This is a genomic window from Pedobacter sp. MC2016-24, from assembly GCF_015223055.1.
In the GTDB taxonomy this organism is placed as follows: Bacteria; Bacteroidota; Bacteroidia; order Sphingobacteriales; family Sphingobacteriaceae; genus Pedobacter.
On sequence record NZ_JADFBX010000007.1, the window covers coordinates 31,082 to 50,484 of the forward strand.

At 39.5% G+C, this 19,403-nt stretch carries 8 protein-coding genes; 5 read left to right on the forward strand and 3 right to left on the reverse strand.

Annotated features, from left to right (window positions below; translation table 11 throughout):
• Window positions 1-113 precede the first annotated feature (113 nt).
• Together IM797_RS17050 and lpdA are read right to left on the reverse strand one after the other, a co-directional pair.
• Window positions 114-953 (reverse strand): MBL fold metallo-hydrolase, encoded by an 840-nt coding sequence (locus IM797_RS17050; RefSeq protein WP_194128370.1) that lies wholly within the window; start codon window positions 951-953, stop codon window positions 114-116.
• Window positions 954-1,035: 82 nt separating this feature from the next.
• Window positions 1,036-2,424 (reverse strand): dihydrolipoyl dehydrogenase, encoded by a 1,389-nt coding sequence (lpdA, locus tag IM797_RS17055; protein ID WP_194128371.1) that lies wholly within the window; start codon window positions 2,422-2,424, stop codon window positions 1,036-1,038.
• Between the two features lie 330 nt (window positions 2,425-2,754).
• Here lpdA and IM797_RS17060 point away from each other — a divergent pair, with 330 nt between their 5' ends.
• The 3 genes from IM797_RS17060 (at window position 2,755) to IM797_RS17070 (ending at window position 10,116) form a co-directional block, all read left to right on the forward strand.
• Window positions 2,755-6,021 (forward strand): TonB-dependent receptor, encoded by a 3,267-nt coding sequence (locus IM797_RS17060; protein WP_194128372.1) that lies wholly within the window; start codon window positions 2,755-2,757, stop codon window positions 6,019-6,021.
• 359 nt (window positions 6,022-6,380) lie between these two features.
• Window positions 6,381-8,972, forward strand: coding sequence for a TonB-dependent receptor domain-containing protein (locus IM797_RS17065; protein WP_194128373.1), 2,592 nt, complete (start codon window positions 6,381-6,383; stop codon window positions 8,970-8,972).
• A gap of 10 nt (window positions 8,973-8,982) precedes the next feature.
• Complete coding sequence (locus IM797_RS17070) at window positions 8,983-10,116, forward strand: hypothetical protein (protein WP_194128374.1); 1,134 nt, start codon at window positions 8,983-8,985, stop codon at window positions 10,114-10,116.
• A 287-nt stretch (window positions 10,117-10,403) separates the two neighbouring features.
• On the opposite strand, the gene IM797_RS17075 is transcribed toward IM797_RS17070, so the two are convergent.
• Window positions 10,404-14,477 carry a two-component regulator propeller domain-containing protein gene (locus IM797_RS17075; protein ID WP_194128375.1) on the reverse strand — a complete coding sequence of 1,358 codons (4,074 nt, stop codon included), beginning with the start codon at window positions 14,475-14,477 and terminating at the stop codon, window positions 10,404-10,406.
• A 448-nt stretch (window positions 14,478-14,925) separates the two neighbouring features.
• Between IM797_RS17075 and IM797_RS17080 the strand changes: the two genes are divergently transcribed.
• Together IM797_RS17080 and IM797_RS17085 are read left to right on the forward strand one after the other, a co-directional pair.
• The gene (locus IM797_RS17080) at window positions 14,926-16,239 is read left to right on the forward strand and encodes an IPT/TIG domain-containing protein (protein WP_194128376.1); all 1,314 of its coding nucleotides are present in this window, start codon (window positions 14,926-14,928) and stop codon (window positions 16,237-16,239) included.
• 56 nt (window positions 16,240-16,295) lie between these two features.
• The gene (locus IM797_RS17085) at window positions 16,296-19,394 is read left to right on the forward strand and encodes a TonB-dependent receptor (protein WP_194128377.1); all 3,099 of its coding nucleotides are present in this window, start codon (window positions 16,296-16,298) and stop codon (window positions 19,392-19,394) included.
• The last annotated feature ends 9 nt before the right edge of the window (window positions 19,395-19,403 follow it).

Consider the following 19,403-nt stretch of genomic DNA (forward strand, 5'->3'; position numbering starts at 1 on the left):
TTTCAAATTTTCCCATGATCTAATTGTTTTAAGCAGATTGTGTTCCGTTAACACAATTTAGAAAAAAACAAAACGGGGAACAAGAAAGTAGTAAGTTTTTTTTGCTTAATGGTTTAAATGTCAGACAGGTCAAAAGTTTGGTTTAGTCTGACACCTTTCTCGGTTTGTTGCAAGGTGCAGCACTCATGGATCGGATCATGTTCCAGGTACAGGATATAATTCCGATCGGCAGCTTCATTTAGGAAGGCCTTTTTTTCTTTCAGTGTTTGTAGTGGGAACATGTCATAGGCCATCACATACGGTAGGGGGATGTGGCCTACAGAAGGAAGCAGGTCGGCGACATAGATGATGGTTTTGTCTTTGTATTGTATTTGCGGGAGCATCATGGCATCGGTGTGGCCATAGGCAAATCGTACTTGTATGCCCTCATGGAAAGCTATCCCATCTTGATCTGCTATAAAACGGAGCTGTCCGCTTTCTTGTATGGGTAATATGTTTTCTTTCAAAAACGAAGCTTTTTCCCTGTCGTTTGGATTTACCGCCCAATCCCAGTGCTTGGCGTTGCTCCAGTAAAATGCATTTTTAAAAGCCGGACGGAGTTTATCTCCTTCACGAACAATTGAACCACCGCAATGGTCAAAATGGAGGTGCGTTAAAAAGACATCGGTAATGTCATTGCGGCTAAAGCCTTTTGCCGCCAGCGATTTGTCTAAGGTATCATCACCATGCAAATAATAATGTCCTAAAAACTTTTCATCCTGCTTATCACCAATTCCATTGTCAATCAAAATCAAACGATCACCATCCTCAATCAACAGACAGCGCATGGCCCAGGTACACATGTTGTTCGCATCTGCCGGGTTACTACGTTGCCAAATGGATTTAGGTACCACGCCAAACATAGCGCCGCCATCTAATTTAAATAATCCGGTATTGATTGTGTGTAAATTCATGATAAGTAAGTTAGCATTGTAAATATAAAAAAAGAGGTAGTGAATAACTACCTCTTTCCTTTCTTTGGTGACAATTTGTCTTTTATAAGTGAATTACTTCACCATATGCATCCGCAGTAGCTTCCATAATCGCCTCACTCATGGTTGGGTGCGGGTGGATTGCTTTTAAAACTTCGTGACCAGTAGTTTCCAGTTTACGGGCTACTACAATCTCAGCAATCATTTCGGTTACGTTAGCACCAATCATGTGTGCACCTAACAGTTCACCGTATTTAGCATCATAGATTACTTTTACAAAACCGTCTTTTGCGCCGGCAGCACTCGCTTTTCCAGAAGCCGAGAATGGGAATTTACCAATTTTAAGCTCATAACCTGCTGCTTTTGCTGCTTTTTCAGTATAACCAACAGAAGCGATTTCAGGAGATGTATAAGTACATCCCGGGATATTGTTGTAGTCGATCGGCTCTGGATGGTGACCAGCGATTTTCTCAACGCAAGTGATGCCTTCTGCTGAAGCTACGTGTGCTAAAGCCTGTCCAGACACGATATCTCCAATGGCATAATAGCCTTTTACAGAAGTATTGTAGAATTCGTCTACGACCACTTTACCTTTTTCAGTTTTGATGCCGGTTTCTTCTAAGCCAATGTTTTCAATGTTGGCAACTACACCTGCAGCCGAAAGAACGATGTCACATTCCAGGGTTTGCATGCCTGAAGCTGTTTTAACCTGTACTTTACAACCTGCACCGCTGGTATCTACCGATTCAACACTTGAAGCAGTCATTACATCGATGCCAACTTTTTTGAAGCTGCGCAACAATTGTTTAGAGATGTCCTCATCTTCTACCGGAACAATATTGTCCATGAATTCTACCAAAGTAACCTTGGTACCCATGGTTGCGTAGAAATAAGCAAACTCAGAACCGATAGCTCCAGAACCCACAATTACCATAGATTTTGGTTGCTCTGGCAATACCATAGCTTGTCTGTAGCCAATGATTTTTTTACCGTCTTGTTTCAGGTTAGGTAATTCTCTTGAACGGCCACCCGTTGCAATGATAATATGTGGAGCAGTGATCTCTTTTTGGGAACCATCAGCAGCTTTTACTTCTACTTTGTTGCCAGATTTTACTTTGGCAGTACCCATGATCACTTCAATTTTATTCTTTTTCATTAAGAACTGAACACCTTTGCTCATGCCATCAGCAACACCACGACTGCGTTTTACTACTGCAGCAAAATCTGCTTCTGCAGGCGCCGTTTTGATACCGTATTCAGCTGCATGGTTGATATATTCAAATACCTGAGCACTTTTTAACAAAGCTTTAGTTGGTATACAGCCCCAGTTAAGGCATATTCCACCTAAAGATTCGCGTTCAACTACAGCAGTTTTCAAACCTAACTGAGAAGCTCTGATTGCAGCTACATATCCACCAGGACCGCTGCCTATTACAATTACATCGTAGTTCATATCTTTAATAAAGGAAATTATAACTTAAGTAAACGCCAAAAATAAAAAAAAATGTTAGTTAATGGTGCTACAATACTTTTTGAAAGCCATAAATATGTAATCTAATTTAGATTTGTTCTGCTTTGGTCGTTTTTGTTGATTATTTGAGGTTGTTATTTAATTGATAAACTGTTGGTTATATATTTAATTCTGGTGTTAATTGTTAAAAATTGCTGAACTACTTAATGATTATTTAATATTGAGTTCAAATGTTTGCGTAGGTTGACTCTCTAGCTTTGTAGCGGTATCCTATTGATATCATTAAAAGATACGCTATAAATAAAAAGAAGAATGAAAAAATCTCTACTATGCAAAATTGCAGTGATGCTTGTTGCTTTTGTTGGTTTTCTTTCTGTTGCGCATGCACAGGTAACTACATCGGCAATGAATGGTACTGTTACAGATGCCAAGGGCGCATTGCCTGGTGCAACAGTTGTAGCCGTTCACGGGCCAACCGGAACAGTTTACAAAACCATTACCAGGGGTGATGGACGATACAATTTTACCAATATGAATGTCGGAGGCCCGTATACGGTTACGGCTACTATGGTAGGTTATACGGCAGCAAAAAGTGATAACATTAATCTTGCTTTGGGTCAGAATTTCAAAGTTGATTTGAAATTAAAGGAATCTTCGCAGGCTTTGGCTGAGGTTGCGATTGTTTCCAGACAAAACAAAGTCATTAACAGTTCGCGTACCGGGGCTCAAACAAGTGTTTCACGCGAGCAAATGGAAAAACTGCCTACATTTAATAGAAGTGTTACGGATTTAACTAAGCTAACACCACAGTCTAATTCAACAGGCGATGGTTTTTCTTTTGCTGGTCGTAATAACAAATTCAACTCATTTACTATTGACGGTTCACAGTTTAATAACTCATTTGGATTAACAGCTTTACCGGGTGGTGGTTCAGGAGCGCAGCCAATTTCGCTGGATGCAATTGATCAGATAACGATTAGTATCGCGCCTTATGATGTAAAACAAGGCGGTTTTACTGGCGGTAGTGTGAATGCGGTTACCAAAAGCGGAACCAATAAATATTCAGGTTCCATTTATACTTTCTATAAAGATCAAAATTTACAGGGATATAAGGTCGGAGATTACACTGTTCCAAAAAATTCAAGCAGTGCATTTACCAATAAAATATTTGGCGCACGTTTAGGAGGAGCAATCGTAAAAGATAAATTGTTCTTTTTTGTAAACGGCGAGATTACCCGGAGAATTTTTCCCGGATCAAACTGGCTAGCGAATAGGGGTGAGAATGGCAGTGGTATCTCGGCTGTTAAAACCAGCGACCTGGATGCCGTGAAAAACTTACTGATTTCTAAGTACGGTTATAACCCTGGCGATTATGATAACTATAGCAGTGATCAGCAGGCTGATAATTTAACCGCCCGTTTAGATTGGAATATCAACTCGACCAATAAACTTACTGTTCGCTATAACTATTTAAAGTCGTTTAAAGATCTTGATCCGAGTGGTTCGAATTCTAATACTGGTCGTGGTCCGAGTGCAACATCAATGACTTTTTCTAACATGCGTTACCGCTTTTTTAACAATACGAAGTCCATCGCAGCTGAATTAAACTCAAGGTTTGGAAACCGTTTTGCCAATAACTTGCAAGTGAGTTATTCTGCGTTCCGCGATTATCGTAGTATTTACGGATCTCCATTTCCTGTTGTAGATATTGAAAATGGAGGTGGAGCAAACTATATTTCGTTGGGTTCTGAGCCTTTCAGTGGATTAAATACCTTAAATCAGGATGTTTACTCTTTTACTGATAACTTTAACATCTATGCTGGAAGTCACAACATAACTATTGGTATTTCTGGTCAATATTTGAAATATGCAAATGGATTTGCGCAGTTCCTTTACGGCCAGTACAGGTATAAATCAGTTTCCGATTTCCTTGCTGCTGCTGGTGGAGATGCTTCTGTCAATCCTTCCCTTTATCAACTGACTTATTCTGCAATCAATGGAAATCCCAGACCTGTAGCAGAATTGAGTATGGCTCCAATTGCAGCTTATGTGCAAGATGAGTGGATGGTTAGAGATAACTTTAAACTAACCTATGGCGTACGTGCAGATATGCCAATCTACACTTCCAAAATTACTTCAAATCCGGCGGTAACGGCACTGACTTTCCGCGATAATGAAAAAATAGATGTAGGCAAATTACCTAAAAATCAAATCCTGATTTCACCACGTGTTGGATTAAACTGGGATGTGAATGGTGATCAGTCTCTTCAGATTCGAGGCGGTTCTGGTATTTTTACAGGTGGTATGCCAGGTGTTTATTTGGTTAACCAGGCTGGTAACACAGGTTTGCTTTTTGGAAATGAGAATACGACAGATCCTAAAAACCGTCCATTTAGTTCTAATCCTGCCCAGTATATTCCTGCTAATCCTTCTATTCCATCTACATACGCGATCAACGCTACAGCGAGCAACTTTAAAATCCCTCAGATCTGGCGTTCAAACCTTGCTGCGGATTTTAATCTGCCCGGAGGCATTATTGCTACGATTGAAGGTATTTATACTAAATCCATCAACGAGATTTTTCATCGTGATGCCAACTTGAAGAACCCTTCTGGTAAGCTGACTGGAACAGGTGATACTCGCGACGTATTTCCCGGTGGTTCTGCTAACCGTGTGAATAGTTTCATCACAAATGCAATTATCCTTGACAATACAAGCAAAGGCTATGCATATAACATCACCGGTCAGCTGCAAAAGCGTTTTGGTAAATATGTCGATGCAATGGTTGCTTATACTTATAGTGATGCACGTGACGTTACATCAACTCCGGGTTCTCAGGCTAACTCAGCGTTTACTGGTAACCAGATTGTGAATGATCCCAACAAGCCAGTTTTAGCTTACAGTAATTATGTAGTTAAAAACCGGGTGATTGCTGCTGTTAATTTCAACTTTGAACTGGCCCGCAAACTGCCAACTTCAATCGGTCTGATATATGAAGGTTCTCCTTACGGAGATGTTTTCGGTGATACACGATATTCTTATATTACTTCTGGTAACTTGAATAATGACAATGGAACTGCAAACGACCTGATGTACGTTCCTAAAGACAAGAGTGACATACATTTTGTAGAGACTGATGTTTTAGATAGCAAAGGAAAAATTTTGTTTGCTGCTGAAAGTGCTGATTCCCAATGGGCAAGATTAGAAGCCTTTATTAATCAGGATAAATATCTAAGCTCAAAAAAAGGTCAGGTAACGGAACGTAATGGCGCTGAGTATCCATGGAGCAACCGTTTTGATCTTAGAATCTCACAGGATATTTTTACCCAATTTGGAGAAGAAAATAAAAGTCGTTTTCAAATCTCGGTAGACTTTGTTAACATCGGAAATATGTTAAACAAAGAGTGGGGTACTACCAGGCAGCCTGCAATGTTCAATTTTATGCAATACCGTTCAACCGTTGCTGGTGTTCCACAATACACTATTGACAAAAACTTACCAGCTGCTACATTTAAGGATAACGTGAATATCGCTTCAAGATATCAGATACAAGTTGGTGTTCGTTATTCATTTAACTAACCTACTCAGTATGTTTCAAAAAGGCGACCTTAAGAGGTCGCCTTTTTTATTTTCGGTTATTTTTTATGTTAATTAAATGTTAGCCTCTTGTGTCGTTGAAGTTTTGTTTTTTTATTTCATTTTGAAATAATTTAGAGTAATTCTTAAATTTCCTTTATTTGTCATAATGACATATGGCTAATTTATTGTTTGTCTGTGTATTATCCAGATCAATTCTTTGTTAAGTGTTGAAAAATAATGACATTCTTAATAATTATTTAACATTGAAATCGGGTAGTAGGATAAATTAATATTTACCTTTGCGTCAATATTTTTAGTTATCCTATCAAAACAAAACATTATTAACTAACTTAAAAAGAATGAAGAGATCTTTACTAATTCTCACTTTGTTCCTTCAATTCCTTGCTGTTGGCGCCTACGCTCAGCAAACAATTAAGGGTAAAGTTGTAGACTCATTGACAAATGAAACACTGCCAGGTGCAGTTGTCAGTCTAAAAGGCACAGGTGTGTCCACATCAACATCTTCAGATGGTAATTTTTCCATCCAAGCTCAGGATGGAGCTAAAGTGTTGGTTATTTCTTATATCGGTTATAACCGTAAAGAAGTAGTGCTAACTAAAGGAAAAATGAACTTGGGATCTATTTCACTGTCTCCAAGTGCAAACACGATGGATGAAGTTGCCATCATTGCAAATAACTTGGCAATTGACAGAAAGACTCCGGTAGCACTTTCTACGATTACTGCTGGCAGAATTGAAGAAAAAGGCGGTCAGCAAGAATTTCCTGAGCTTTTGAAGTCTACTCCAGGAGTTTACGCTACTAAAGGTGTAGGTGGTGGTTTTGGTGATTCAAGGATTAATATCCGTGGTTTCCAAAGCGCAAATATTGCGGTTTTGATCAATGGTATTCCGGTAAATGATATGGAAAGCGGTCGTGTTTTCTGGTCAAACTGGGCTGGTTTAAATGACGTAACCAGTTCTTTGCAAGTTCAAAGAGGTTTAGGAGCATCTAAGGTTGCTGTACCTTCAATTGGTGGTACTATGAACATTACAACTAAAACTACTGATGCTAAAAAAGGTGGTTTTATTTACCAGGGATTGGGAAGCTATGGTTTTAATAAAACGACTTTCTCTTATTCAACAGGTCTAACTGATAAGGGCTGGGCATTCTCAGTTATGGGCTCAAGAAATGTTGGAGATGGTTTTGTTGACGGCTTAGCTTATGAAGCTTACAGTTATTTCTTTAACGTATCTAAAGTAATCAATGCAAATCACACGATTTCATTAACAGGCTTTGGCGCTCCACAGTACCACGGGTCGAGATTTGAGCGTTTTCCTCTTGCTTATTATGAAAACGCACCTCAGGGTAATAAATTCAATCCGAACTATGGTATCCTGAATGGTAAAGAAAAAACAATTAGCGGTAACTTTTATCATAAACCACAGGTTTCCTTAAACCACAACTGGATTATTGATGAAACATCTTCACTATCTACAGCGCTTTACGGATCAATCGGTAGTGGTGGAAACGAGTTCCCTAATGATGCGAACTTATTTCTTAATACAAGAACAGGTAATAAGTATACACCAGTTGATTTGGATGCAATCGTAGATTTAAATACCGCTGCAACGGATGGCAAAGCTGTTGCCTACCTTCAGTCAAATAGAAACGATCACAAATGGGGTGGCTTGTTAAGTACATATAAGAAAAAACTGACTGATAAAATCGATCTTTTAGCAGGTCTTGACTTAAGAGACTACAAAGGGATTCACTATAACTCGGTTAGAAATTTATTAGGAGCAGAATATGTTTTGGATGTTTACAGCGCTACGCCTACAACAGGTGCCAGTGGAGGTAACATCAATAATCCTGTGAATATGGCTAAAACAGGTGATAAAATTGGCTTTTATAATGATGGTTTAGTAGGATGGCAAGGGGGATTCTTACAAGGTGAGTATTCTGATGGTGCATTATCAGCTTTCGTGTCCTTATCAGGATCGAATACTTCTTATCGTCGTATAGACTATTTCCGTTATTTGAATAGCGACCCATTACGCAAAAGCAAAAAAGTTAATTTCTTTGGATATCAAGCAAAAGGTGGTGCTAATTACAATATTGATCAAAATCATAACGTATTTGCTAATGTTGGTTATTTCGAAAAAGCACCAATCTTTAGTGCCGTTTTTGTAAATAATCAAAATACGCCTAATCCAGACGCTACAACTGAAAAAATCTTGAGTTATGAGCTGGGATACGGTTATAGAAGTCAGAAATTCTCAGGTAATGTGAATTTGTACCGTACCGACTGGAGAGACAGAACGTCTATCAAAACCATTTTTGATCAACCAACCAATCAGTTTTATACTGCTACTTTAAGTGGTGTAAATGCTTTGCACCAGGGTTTGGAAGCTGATTTTAAATATACCCCAGTATCTGGTGTGACTTTTAATGGTATGCTTTCTCTTGGCAACTGGACATGGTCAAATAACATTCCACAGGTGGTAGTTACCGATGTTAATGGTAATCCTGTAAAGAATGGTACTTTTGGTCCTATTTATACTAAAGGGATAAAAGTTGGAGATTCTCCTCAAACAACTGCTGCACTTGGTGTAGATTTTTCAGTAACACCAGATTTAAAAATAGGTGCTGATTATAACTATTTTGGAAACTATTACTCTTCATTTATCCCAACAGACTTGACCAAAGAAAATATGAAGCCATGGCAAGTTCCAAGTTATTCACTACTTGATGTAAATGCGGTATTTAAGTTTAAATTTGCCGGTGTAGGTTCTTCGTTATTTGCTAACGTAAATAATCTGTTAAATGTAGCTTATATCTCTGATGCAAATTCTTCTTTCGATGTTAAGACTTCTATTAGCGATGTAAATAATTCGCAGGTATATTATGGTGCGGGAAGAACCTGGACAGTTGGTTTAAAAATTAATTTCTAAAATGACAATCATGAAAAAGAATATATTATTTCTATTGGCATTTGTTGCTGTAATATTTGCCTCTTGTAATCCTTTGAAGGATGAAATCAATAACATTAAGCCAGATCCAAACAACAAAACGCTGGTAATTACAGCCACAGCCACATACGAGTCTTCAGATGCTGCTAAGGCAGGTATCGTTTCTTTGTTGAATAAATCATATCCTCAATTTGGAGATGGTACTAAAGCCAATGTAACTTATAGCTTTAAATCAAATACCATTAAACCGGCTGATAGTTTATTTGCAAATATTCAATATACAGTTACTGCAAATGATTATACAGACGCTTCAGCTACAGTAGGTAATGGTACTTTCAAAACTTACAGTGTAGCGCAAGCTACAGCATTTTTGGACTGGAAATATCCGCAAGCTACAACACCTGCAAACAAATTGGTATTGCTTACTTATCAGTTTTTCCAATCCAATGCTACCCCGTCAGCGGGAGTAACCGTTACAGAAGCTTTTATGTTGCTCGATGGATGGCAAAAAATCTATTTGGTTTCTCCTGCGCAGTATGCTTCATTGGGTAGAGGAATAAACAATGGCTTTACATCGGCTGATGTAGCAAATCTTCCTTCTTATTTTAATAACTTTTTAAAGGCAGATCCTAGTATAATTGCTCCAAAAGTGGGGGATGTAAAATACATCACTTATAAGTATCTTCAATCAGCTACCATCGTTCATCAGAAGGTTTATGCTTTGAGTTATGATGCTACGGGTAACTGGGTTCCTTCTTTAACCTTAGCTTTCCTTAAGCAAGATGGTCAATGGATTGCTGATCCGACTATTTATTATACGATGAATAGTCAAGATTATTTAAATCTTAATCTTGCTAATGTTACTTACACTTTTGGAACGGCAACAAACAGAGCAAATGTGGCAAATTTCAAAAGTTTTAACATCAGTGCCACCAATGGTACGCAATGGACAGATGCTGAAATTGCACAGGCTTTGAGTTATACCTTAAACCTTAAGTTTCCTAATGCAACAGCTAATCCAAAAATTCCATATTCGATTACTTATTATGCGTATTCCGGTAAGTATGCTTATGTTCCTGTTAAATTTATTAGAACTGCAACGGGATTTGAACTATTACCAGAATAGAATTTAAATTCTATTAAATATTAAAAAACCCCACTTCATTTTATTGAAGTGGGGTTTTTTGTTTCATTTGCTATATCAGAACGTGACAGGTTAAGTCCTGGTTCTTCACAAGATAATAGTTTCTTCACACCTGGTTCACACTTCCTTCACACAAAACACACAAACAGGTACCTTTTTGTGAAGAAAGTGTGTGGAATGTGTGACCTATGTGTGGACTTGCCCTTTCCGACACCTTATTTTGTCCCCAGTGTGTCCCGGAATTTTGCCCAGTTACAGCAAAAACTGATTTACCTGATCTTATTATCCAGCTTAAAACCTTTATTGAAATTCTTTCTATATTTCTTCAGGTACTCAGACGGGAGCAAGCCAAATAGTTTTTGAAACTGTTCTCTGAAATATTTGATGTCACTAAACCCAGCCTGGAAAGCCACTTCGTTCACGTTGTCAGATGAATTGATAAACAATTGCGCGGCTTTACGTAAACGAATGTAGCGAATGAATTCATTGATAGATTTTCCCGAAATGGTTTTTACTTTCTTGTATAAAGCAGAATGGCTCATGCCTATACCTTCGGCCAAAGTTTTGATGTTAAAATCCGGGTTGTTCAAATGGGCTTCAACAATACTGATACATTTTTCCAGGAAAGCTTTATTTTCTTTAGACACTTTATAATCATTTGACTGAAGGGTGATTTCATTGAAAAAGTAACTCTGTAATGTTGTCCGGTTTTTCAACAAGTTGGTCACCCTGGCTAAAAGAATATCCTTATCAAATGGCTTCGTAATGTGGTCGTCTGCACCACCTTCTATCCCTTTCAGCTTAATCTCGGCAGAAGAACTGGAGGTTAACAGAATGACAGGTATGTGGCTCAATGCCGGGTGCTCCTTAACCTGCTCACAAAGGGCTATTCCACTCATTTCTCCCATGACTACATCGGTAATGATGAGGTCCGGCAGGTATTTGTGAACCATGGCTAGTGCTTCTTCACCACTCGCAGCCTCGTATAAAAGATAATTTGGCTTAAATAACTGACTTAGGTAACTTCTAATGTCATCATTGTCATCTACAATCAGGATACTTTTCTTTTCGCTGGTAACTTCCTGATTATTTTCATCATCTTCATGTATGGATTTAGATTTGCTTTGAAGTCCTGATTCATCACCTATAAGTTCATCCATAAATACCGGGGCGTCACTAACATTTTCATGGATCGTATGCGAAGGGAAATGTGCGTGACCTTTTAATAAGGTGATCATAAAATCAGTTCCCAGGCCCGGTTTACTGGTATAAGTAGTTGTTCCAAAATGAAGTTTAACGAATTTATTAACCAGGTAAAGTCCAATCCCAAATCCAGGCCTGGAAGCTGTGTTTTTCTCAAATACCTGCGAAAACCGTGCAAAAATAGTTTGGCCAACATCTGCTGAAATACCTGTTCCGGTATCTTTTACATGAATTTCGACTTGATTTTCCTGATCAAAAATGCTTAAAGCAATGGTGCCACCATCTGGCGTAAATTTAAATGCATTGGCAATTATATTGAAGAGGGCAATTTCGATTTTTTCTTTATCTATATAAATTTCAATCGTTTCTATGGTGCTTGAAAAACTAAATGTGATGTTCCTTGCAATGGCCTGTTGAACAAAACAACTATGGATATCCTTACAGAAAATGATCAGATTAATGGGCGCGATTTTGAGATTTTCTTCATCAGATTTTTTGAAAAGTAACAATTGATCAACAAGGCTCAGCAATCGCCGGGCGTTTCGATAGACTACCGACAATTCTTTAGGTTCAATTTGCCTTGTGCTATTTAAAAGCTCTTTCAGTGGATTAATAATCAGCGTGAGCGGTGTCCTGAACTCATGTGATACATTTGTGAAAAATGCCAGCTTCTTCTCATTAAGCTCTTTTTCCTGTTCTACCTTTAAATTGGCAAGGTCTATTTGGTATTTTAAAATTGTTTGCTTTTTTTGATCACGCAGATAAAGGTATAGCGAGCCAAAAATAGCCATGGTGTAGGCCATATATGCCCATATCGATCGCCACCATGGAGGTAAAACTTTTACTTGTAATATCCGTTCATTGTGTAGCCATTCGCCCTCTGCATTGGTTGATTTGATTCTTAAACGATAATCGCCTTCCCGCAATTTAGAGTAATTTATGGTTCTGACATTACCCGCGTTGTTCCAGTTGTTGTCCCATCCTTCCAGGTAGTAAGCATAAGAAATTTTACTGGGTGAAGAGTACTCCAAGGCTGCAAAATCGACAGATAACGTCGCTTTATCATAAGGTAATGTGATTTTATCTACCTCATAAACACTTTTCTTATCGCTAAAACTTTCGTCACGCTCATATGCGGTATTGTTTGTGCTCAACCCGGTGATTAAAAGACTTGGCTTCATGGTGAAGGGTTTGATTTCTTCTGGATAAAAAATGTTAAAACCCTTGATTCCACCAAATAAAAACTCGCCAGAATTCAATTTCAATGCAGCATTGTAATTAAATTGATTGCTTTGAAGCCCATCGGTTTCATAAAAGTTTTTAAAATGCCCGTTAACCGGATTGAAACGGCTTAGCCCATTGAAAGTTGAAATCCAGAGCATGCCAGATTTGTCTTCCAGAATGTTTAATACCGTATTTCCCGGGAGTCCGTTTTTTTCAGAAAAGGTTTTATAGGTTCCCTTTGTTCTGTCAAATAACAGCAGACCGGCGCCTTCGGTTCCGATCCAGAAGTTTCCTTTGTGGTCTTCATATATCGCTCTTACTGCCGTGTTCAGGTTAAATGTTTTAACGGTTTTATGATCTTTACTAAGGCAAAGTAGCGAAGAGAAGGTACCCATCCAGAGCATACCTTGCTGATCTTCATTTATAGAGATGACATTGGTTATTTTTGAGCTGAACAGTTCAAATTTATCTCTATTTCTATTAAACTTATAAAATCCGCCATCAGTGCAGGTGCCTACCCAGATGTTCCTGAGCCGATCTTCATAAATACTCCATGCATTTCGGTCTGGCGATTTGGTTGTCGTATTGAAGCAGGGGTAATGCTGGAAAGTGCCATTTTGCTTGTTGAATTTGTTTACTCCGCCACCATAGGTTGTTAACCAGATCTCATCTTTATAATCTCTGATGATGCGGGCCACGTTATTATTTGTCAATGAACCTGGCTTATTCGATTGATGCCTGTAATTTGAAAAATGGTTGTTTTTCCTGTCCCAATAGCTTAATCCCTCGCCATCTGTGCCGATCCAGACATTACCTGCCTGGTCTTCACAAAAAGATATAATGAAATTGCTGATTAACCCATTTTGCTTTAATGGGTTTGCGGCAAGGGTTTGGAACCTGTTTTTATTTCTATCCAGGACATTTATCCCACCCCTTAACGTGCCAATCCATTTTCTTTGGTCCTTATCTTCAAAAACGGTATTTACAGCACCGCTGGTCAGCATGCCGTTCTCTTTACCTGGACGGATGTGGTTCGATTTGTTGTTTTTAATGTCATATATTGTTATCCCCCCACCGTCTGTACTAATCCATAACAAGCCATTTTTATCGATCGTCAGGCCGTGGATGTTGTTGTGAGACAAAAAGCTATTTGTTTCTGTGTAAATCTGGAAATTTTTGGAAGCGATGTCATATTTATATAGTCCAAATTCGTTGCCTATCCACATGTTCCCCAATTGATCGGGCACCATGCAAAAGGCCGTCTGTAGCCTTGAATCTACTCTTTCAATGCTGTTGTTTTTATCGTGATAAAGACATAGGCCATAGCCCTGAATAAACAACCAAACGTTTTTTTTCTGGTCTATTTTAACAGATTGCACATGGTAGGAAGTCAGGCGACCGGATTTGAGGTTAAAAGGTACCTGCGTGGCAATGGTATCATTGTTCTTATAGATGAGTAATCCCTGCCCGGCAGTTGCAATAAATACATTGCCGTTTGCATCATTTTCAAATGCATTTATAGCATATGAGGCAGGGGTTAGTTCTTTGTTATTTGCAGAACGAAAGTTGATCAGGTTAAATTTACCAGTCACAATATTGTATAAGTTCGCGCCTTTTTTTGTCCCCACCAGAATGTTGTGTCTGCTGTCTTCGTGAATGGCAACAATCCAGTTATTGACCAGGGAAGCCGGGTCATTTAAATGATTCCTGAAAACTTTAAATGTATAACCATCGTAGCGGTTCAGCCCTTCATAAGTGCCAAACCACATAAAGCCGTACTTGTCCTGATAGATGCTGGTTACTGCATTGTTTGATAAGCCGTGTTCAATCCCTAAATAGTGTAGGTATGGATGATCAATAGCTTTAGAACAAAAACAAATAAGGGACATTAAGGCCACGTAAATGAATTTTTTCATGAATGATGGTGCTGAAATGGTTTGGTTTAGAATTGTCTTAACAAATATATAAAATCTGATCAAAGAAGGGGGTAAAAACGATTTCGACCCTGCTATTGTACGATTATACCCCTCATAACAAGCGTTTATTTGCAGTTAATTTGTATCAAACCAAATATAATTGCATATGAACAAAACACTACTTCATCGACTCCGGCTGCTGGAATTTGATTTCCGGCCATCCAATCAATTGCTCCTGATCTTCTTTTATTCTAATCGGGGGGAACTGTTGAAAATACCAACATAATTTAAGCCCTTACAAGCATTTGTTTTTACAATATGCTGCGAAGGGATAATTGAATTATCGTTTTTTTTTGTCAGTTTTATTAATTGTTGTTTTGACAGTTAATTATTCAGGCTGATCATTATAAAAACGTGGATAGAACCAAATATCAACCAAAAAATCAAGATGAAAAATTATTTTAATATGAACTTCCCGATTAAGATCGGCGCACCGCATGTGTTATTGCCATTCGTCCTGCTGTTGTTTGTTCTGGCATGTAAAAAAAGTAAAACCGAGGCTGCTCAGGCCTATGATCCGAATTTACCGGTGCAGTTAAACTCCTTTATGCCTGATTCGGGCGGAATACGGACAAAGTTTATCATCAAGGGATCCAATTTTGGAACCGATAAAAACAACATCAAAGTATATTTTTTAGACAAAGAAAAGGAGCGAAGCGCCACAATTGTAGGCCTCGATAATGAAACCATTTATTGCCTGGTTCCCAAACAGATTGGAGGTAATAATAAGCTGAAGGTAGTTGTTGGAAAGACAACCGGGGCTTCATCAAAAACATTTTTATATACTGTAGCAGAAAGTGTTTCCAATATTGTGGGTGTATCGGGGGTGGCCGGTTCTGTGAATGGAACACTTGCAGATGGCCGGATTCAAAGAACATTTGGTCTGGCGGCTTTAAATAATGATGAACTGATTTCTTTTGAAACCTTATCCAGTTCGGTAAGGTACATTTCGGTCTCTGATAATAAAATCTCTACCCTTCAAACCGGTTTTGATGGAACACAGCCTGCTTTGAACAGGGCCAGAAATAAAATGTACGCCATTGGCAGGTCGGTACCGCACAAGGTATATGCCTATGATAAAAACAGTTTATGGCAGCCTCAGATTATAGCCGCACAGATTCCTGGTTCTACCGGGGTGATTTTTGCTGCTGCGTTAGACAATACTGAAGAGTGGTTGTATTTCAGGGATAAAAATGGCGTATTCGGCCGTTTGGAAATTGCCAAGCCAACCAACGTACAGATTTTAAATACCGCTTGCGGAAATGTTGGAAATACAGATTACTGTTATATGGTTTATAGCAGGGTAGATGATTGTTTTTTCTTTACCGTGCAAAGTATAAATGGGGTTTATAAAGTGAGCAAGGACGGGAAAACCGTGGAAGAATTTGCTGGCTTTAATGGACTAGGCCAGCTGGATGCCCCACGTCGTGATGCTTCATTTAATTCTCCTGTTGGTATTTCGGTTGATACCGAAGGCAATTTGTATGTGCTGGATTCAAATACCAATCTGATAAGAAAGATCAGTAAAAGCTCTGGTTATGTTTCGACCATCGCCGGAACGGCGGGTGTTTTTGGTGGCGCAAATGGCGCGCCTATGTTATCCAGTTTTAATTATCCTTACTCGGTTAACCTGGATGATAGTGACAACATATTCATCGGCGAAAGTTGGGGCTGTACGATACGTAAACTGGCTATTGAATAATATTTACAGGTATTTAACTCCATTTTATTAACAAGAGTAAAGCATAATTAAATTTTATGAAGAAAATATTATATCTGATACTGATCAGCCTGTTTTCCACATTCGCAGCGGTTTCCTATGCGCAGGATAATGGTCAGATCACGATCGCAGGAACAGTAATGGACGAGCAGGGGAAAGAGCTTCCCGGGGTATCCATAATTGTAAAGGGAAATTCAAAGAAAGGAACTTCGTCCAATTTGGATGGAAAATTCCGAATTCAAAACCTCAGTCAAAGTGATGTGCTCGTATTCACTTATATCGGTTATGAAAGTCAGGAATACCAGGTGACTGCTACCAAAGAAAAGGTAAAACTGGTGCTTAAAGAAAAACTGAATGACATTGATGAAGTTCAGGTGGTGGCCTATGGTACGCAACGTAAGGTGACGCAAACAGGAGCCATTACCACCATCAATGTAAAAGAATTGCAGGTTCCGGCAACTTCGTTAAGCAATATGCTGGGTGGACGTGTGCCGGGTATTATCGCGGTAACACGCAGTGGAGAGCCGGGAAATGATTTTTCTGAATTTTGGGTTCGGGGCATCAGCACTTTTGGTGCCAGTTCATCAGCCCTGATTCTGGTGGATGGTGTGGAGGGAAACCTGAACAACATTGATCCATCAGACATCGAAAGCTTTTCCGTTCTGAAAGATGCTTCTGCAACAGCGGTTTACGGGGTTCGCGGTGCAAATGGTGTGGTAGTCATCACCACTAAAAGGGGTAAGGCCGGTGATTTGAGATTAAATTTCAAAGTGAACAGCACGATTACACAATCGGCAAGAATGCCAGCCTATGCCGATGCATCTGCGTATGCGCAACTGGCAAACGAAGCCCGGGTAGTACGGGGGTTAAATCCAGTCTATACCCCGGTTGAACTGGAGCTTTTTAAGTCTGGGCTTGATCCAGACCTATATCCAAATACCAATTGGAGAGACATTATCCTTAAAGACCATTCCAGGTACAGTCAGTACAATCTGAACATTTCAGGCGGCGGTACAAACGCCCGGTATTACATGAGCCTGGGCTACCTGAATAAGGAAGGGATTTTCAAAGAAGATAAAACCGCAAATAAATACGATGTAAATACCAATTATAAAAAATACAATTTCAGGGCCAATATTGATGTGGATTTAACCAAGACCACCAAAATGGCGCTCAATCTGGACGATGCGATTACCTTGCAGAATGCACCGGCGTTTGGTGTTGATAACTCCTACCTTTGGAGTTCTCAGGCCAATATCACACCGGTAAGTACACCATTGAGGTATTCTAACGGTCAGCTGGCTGGTTTTGGCAGTGGGGGAACTTCATTAACACCTTATGCACTTCTAAATTATACGGGGTTTAGAAAATCGAATGACAACAACGTGAATGCGAAACTAAGTCTGGAACAGGACCTGAAATTTTTGACACAGGGTTTAACAGCGCGAGGTTTGTTCTCCTGGACTTATTATGGGACCAATACCGCCATACATGGTAAAGTGGGCGAAGCTGCTTATCTGGCAACAGGAAGAGCGAATGATGGAACTTTAATCACTACGAGAACCATACAGAGCAGTGATGCGGGCTATGCGCAAAGTTCATTAATTACGCGGCAGATGTACATGGAGGCGCAGTTAAACTATAATCGCGTGTTCAATTCGGTACACAATGTTACTGGTTTGCTCCATGTTTACCGGCAGGAAGATGTTACCTCAAATGTTTCGGCTTATTCCGATCCTTACATGAGTATCATTCCGCTTCGCTATCAGGCTTTATCCGGGAGGGCCACGTATTCCTACAAGGATACTTATTTACTGGAAGCCAATGTGGGTTATTCTGGTTCTGAGAATTTTCAGCCAGGGGAACAGTATGGGTTGTTTCCAGCTTTATCTGCAGGATGGATCCCAACTCAGTATGACTGGGTAAAAAAGAACATACCTTTCATCGATTACTTTAAAATCAGGGGATCCTGGGGTAAGGTGGGAAATGCAAAGATCACCAATGCGGATGGTAAACTGGTGCGTTTTCCCTATCAGACAATCCTGACTACTTCCAGTAATGACTGGGGTACAACCATTGCAGAAACCAAGGTAGGTACCCGTGGATTAAAATGGCAAACCTCGACCAAATATGATCTGGGACTGGACGTGAAATTTTTTAAGAATAAATTTGAGCTGACAGTAGATGGTTTCCTGACTAAGGCGGATGATATTTATCAGCAAAGAGTAACCATTCCGGATGAGGTGGGGGTAGCACAGGCTCCGTTTTTGAACGTAGGCTCTATGAAAAGCTGGGGTGCTGATGGTAATCTGACTTATAATGAATCCTTAAGTCAGGATTTAAGATTAACGCTTAAAGGGAATTTTACATTTTCCAGGAATAAAGTTACGCATTGGGAGCAAACAGGGATCAGTTTTCCTTACCAATCTTATAGCAATGTGCCTTTAGGTGTACAAAGAGGGCTTATCGCATTGGGCTTGTTTAAAGACGATGCAGATATTGCCAATAGTCCTAAGCAAACATTCATGACGAATTATCGGCCGGGTGATATTAAATATAAGGATGTAAACGGCGACGGAGTGATTGATACGGATGATGTTGTTCCACTCAATTATTCCAATGTACCGCGCCTGATCTATGGTTTTGCCACTTCGGTAAGCTGGAAGAAATGGTCGTTCAATGTGTTTTTTACCGGACAGGATCAGGTGAGTTATTTCCTTGGTGGATCAGGGTATTATCCTTTTCAGGGTGGCGCAACGGGGAATGTACTTAACATCGTGGCCAATCAAAAAGACCGATGGACACCTGCGTCTTATTCTGGTGACGCCAGTAAGGAAAATCCAAATGCACGATTCCCGAGACTCACCTATGGTGTAAATGAAAATAACAATCGTTCATCTACGTTCTGGACTGCCGATGCCTCTTTTCTGCGCTTGAAGAATGTGGAAATCGCATACCGTTGGGAATCGCAGTTGCTGAAGCGTTATGGTATCTCATCAGCCACTTTCAGCGCAGTAGGGGATAACCTGGCGGTTTGGGATAAAGTTAAATTATGGGATCCTGAACAAGCTTCCAGTAATGGCGCTGTATATCCGCTTCAAAGGATGTACACTTTGCAAATGTTTTTATCATTTTAATAATAACCA

Bases quoted from the DNA above. Each gene is read 5' to 3' on its own strand.
- IM797_RS17050 (WP_194128370.1), bottom strand. From the start codon at position 953: ATGAATTTACACACAATCAATACCGGATTATTTAAATTAGATGGCGGC.
- IM797_RS17075 (WP_194128375.1), bottom strand. From the start codon at position 14,477: ATGAAAAAATTCATTTACGTGGCCTTAATGTCCCTTATTTGTTTTTGT.
- lpdA (WP_194128371.1), bottom strand. From the start codon at position 2,424: ATGAACTACGATGTAATTGTAATAGGCAGCGGTCCTGGTGGATATGTA.
- IM797_RS17085 (WP_194128377.1), top strand. From the start codon at position 16,296: ATGAAGAAAATATTATATCTGATACTGATCAGCCTGTTTTCCACATTC.
- IM797_RS17080 (WP_194128376.1), top strand. From the start codon at position 14,926: ATGAAAAATTATTTTAATATGAACTTCCCGATTAAGATCGGCGCACCG.
- IM797_RS17070 (WP_194128374.1), top strand. From the start codon at position 8,983: ATGAAAAAGAATATATTATTTCTATTGGCATTTGTTGCTGTAATATTT.
- IM797_RS17065 (WP_194128373.1), top strand. From the start codon at position 6,381: ATGAAGAGATCTTTACTAATTCTCACTTTGTTCCTTCAATTCCTTGCT.
- IM797_RS17060 (WP_194128372.1), top strand. From the start codon at position 2,755: ATGAAAAAATCTCTACTATGCAAAATTGCAGTGATGCTTGTTGCTTTT.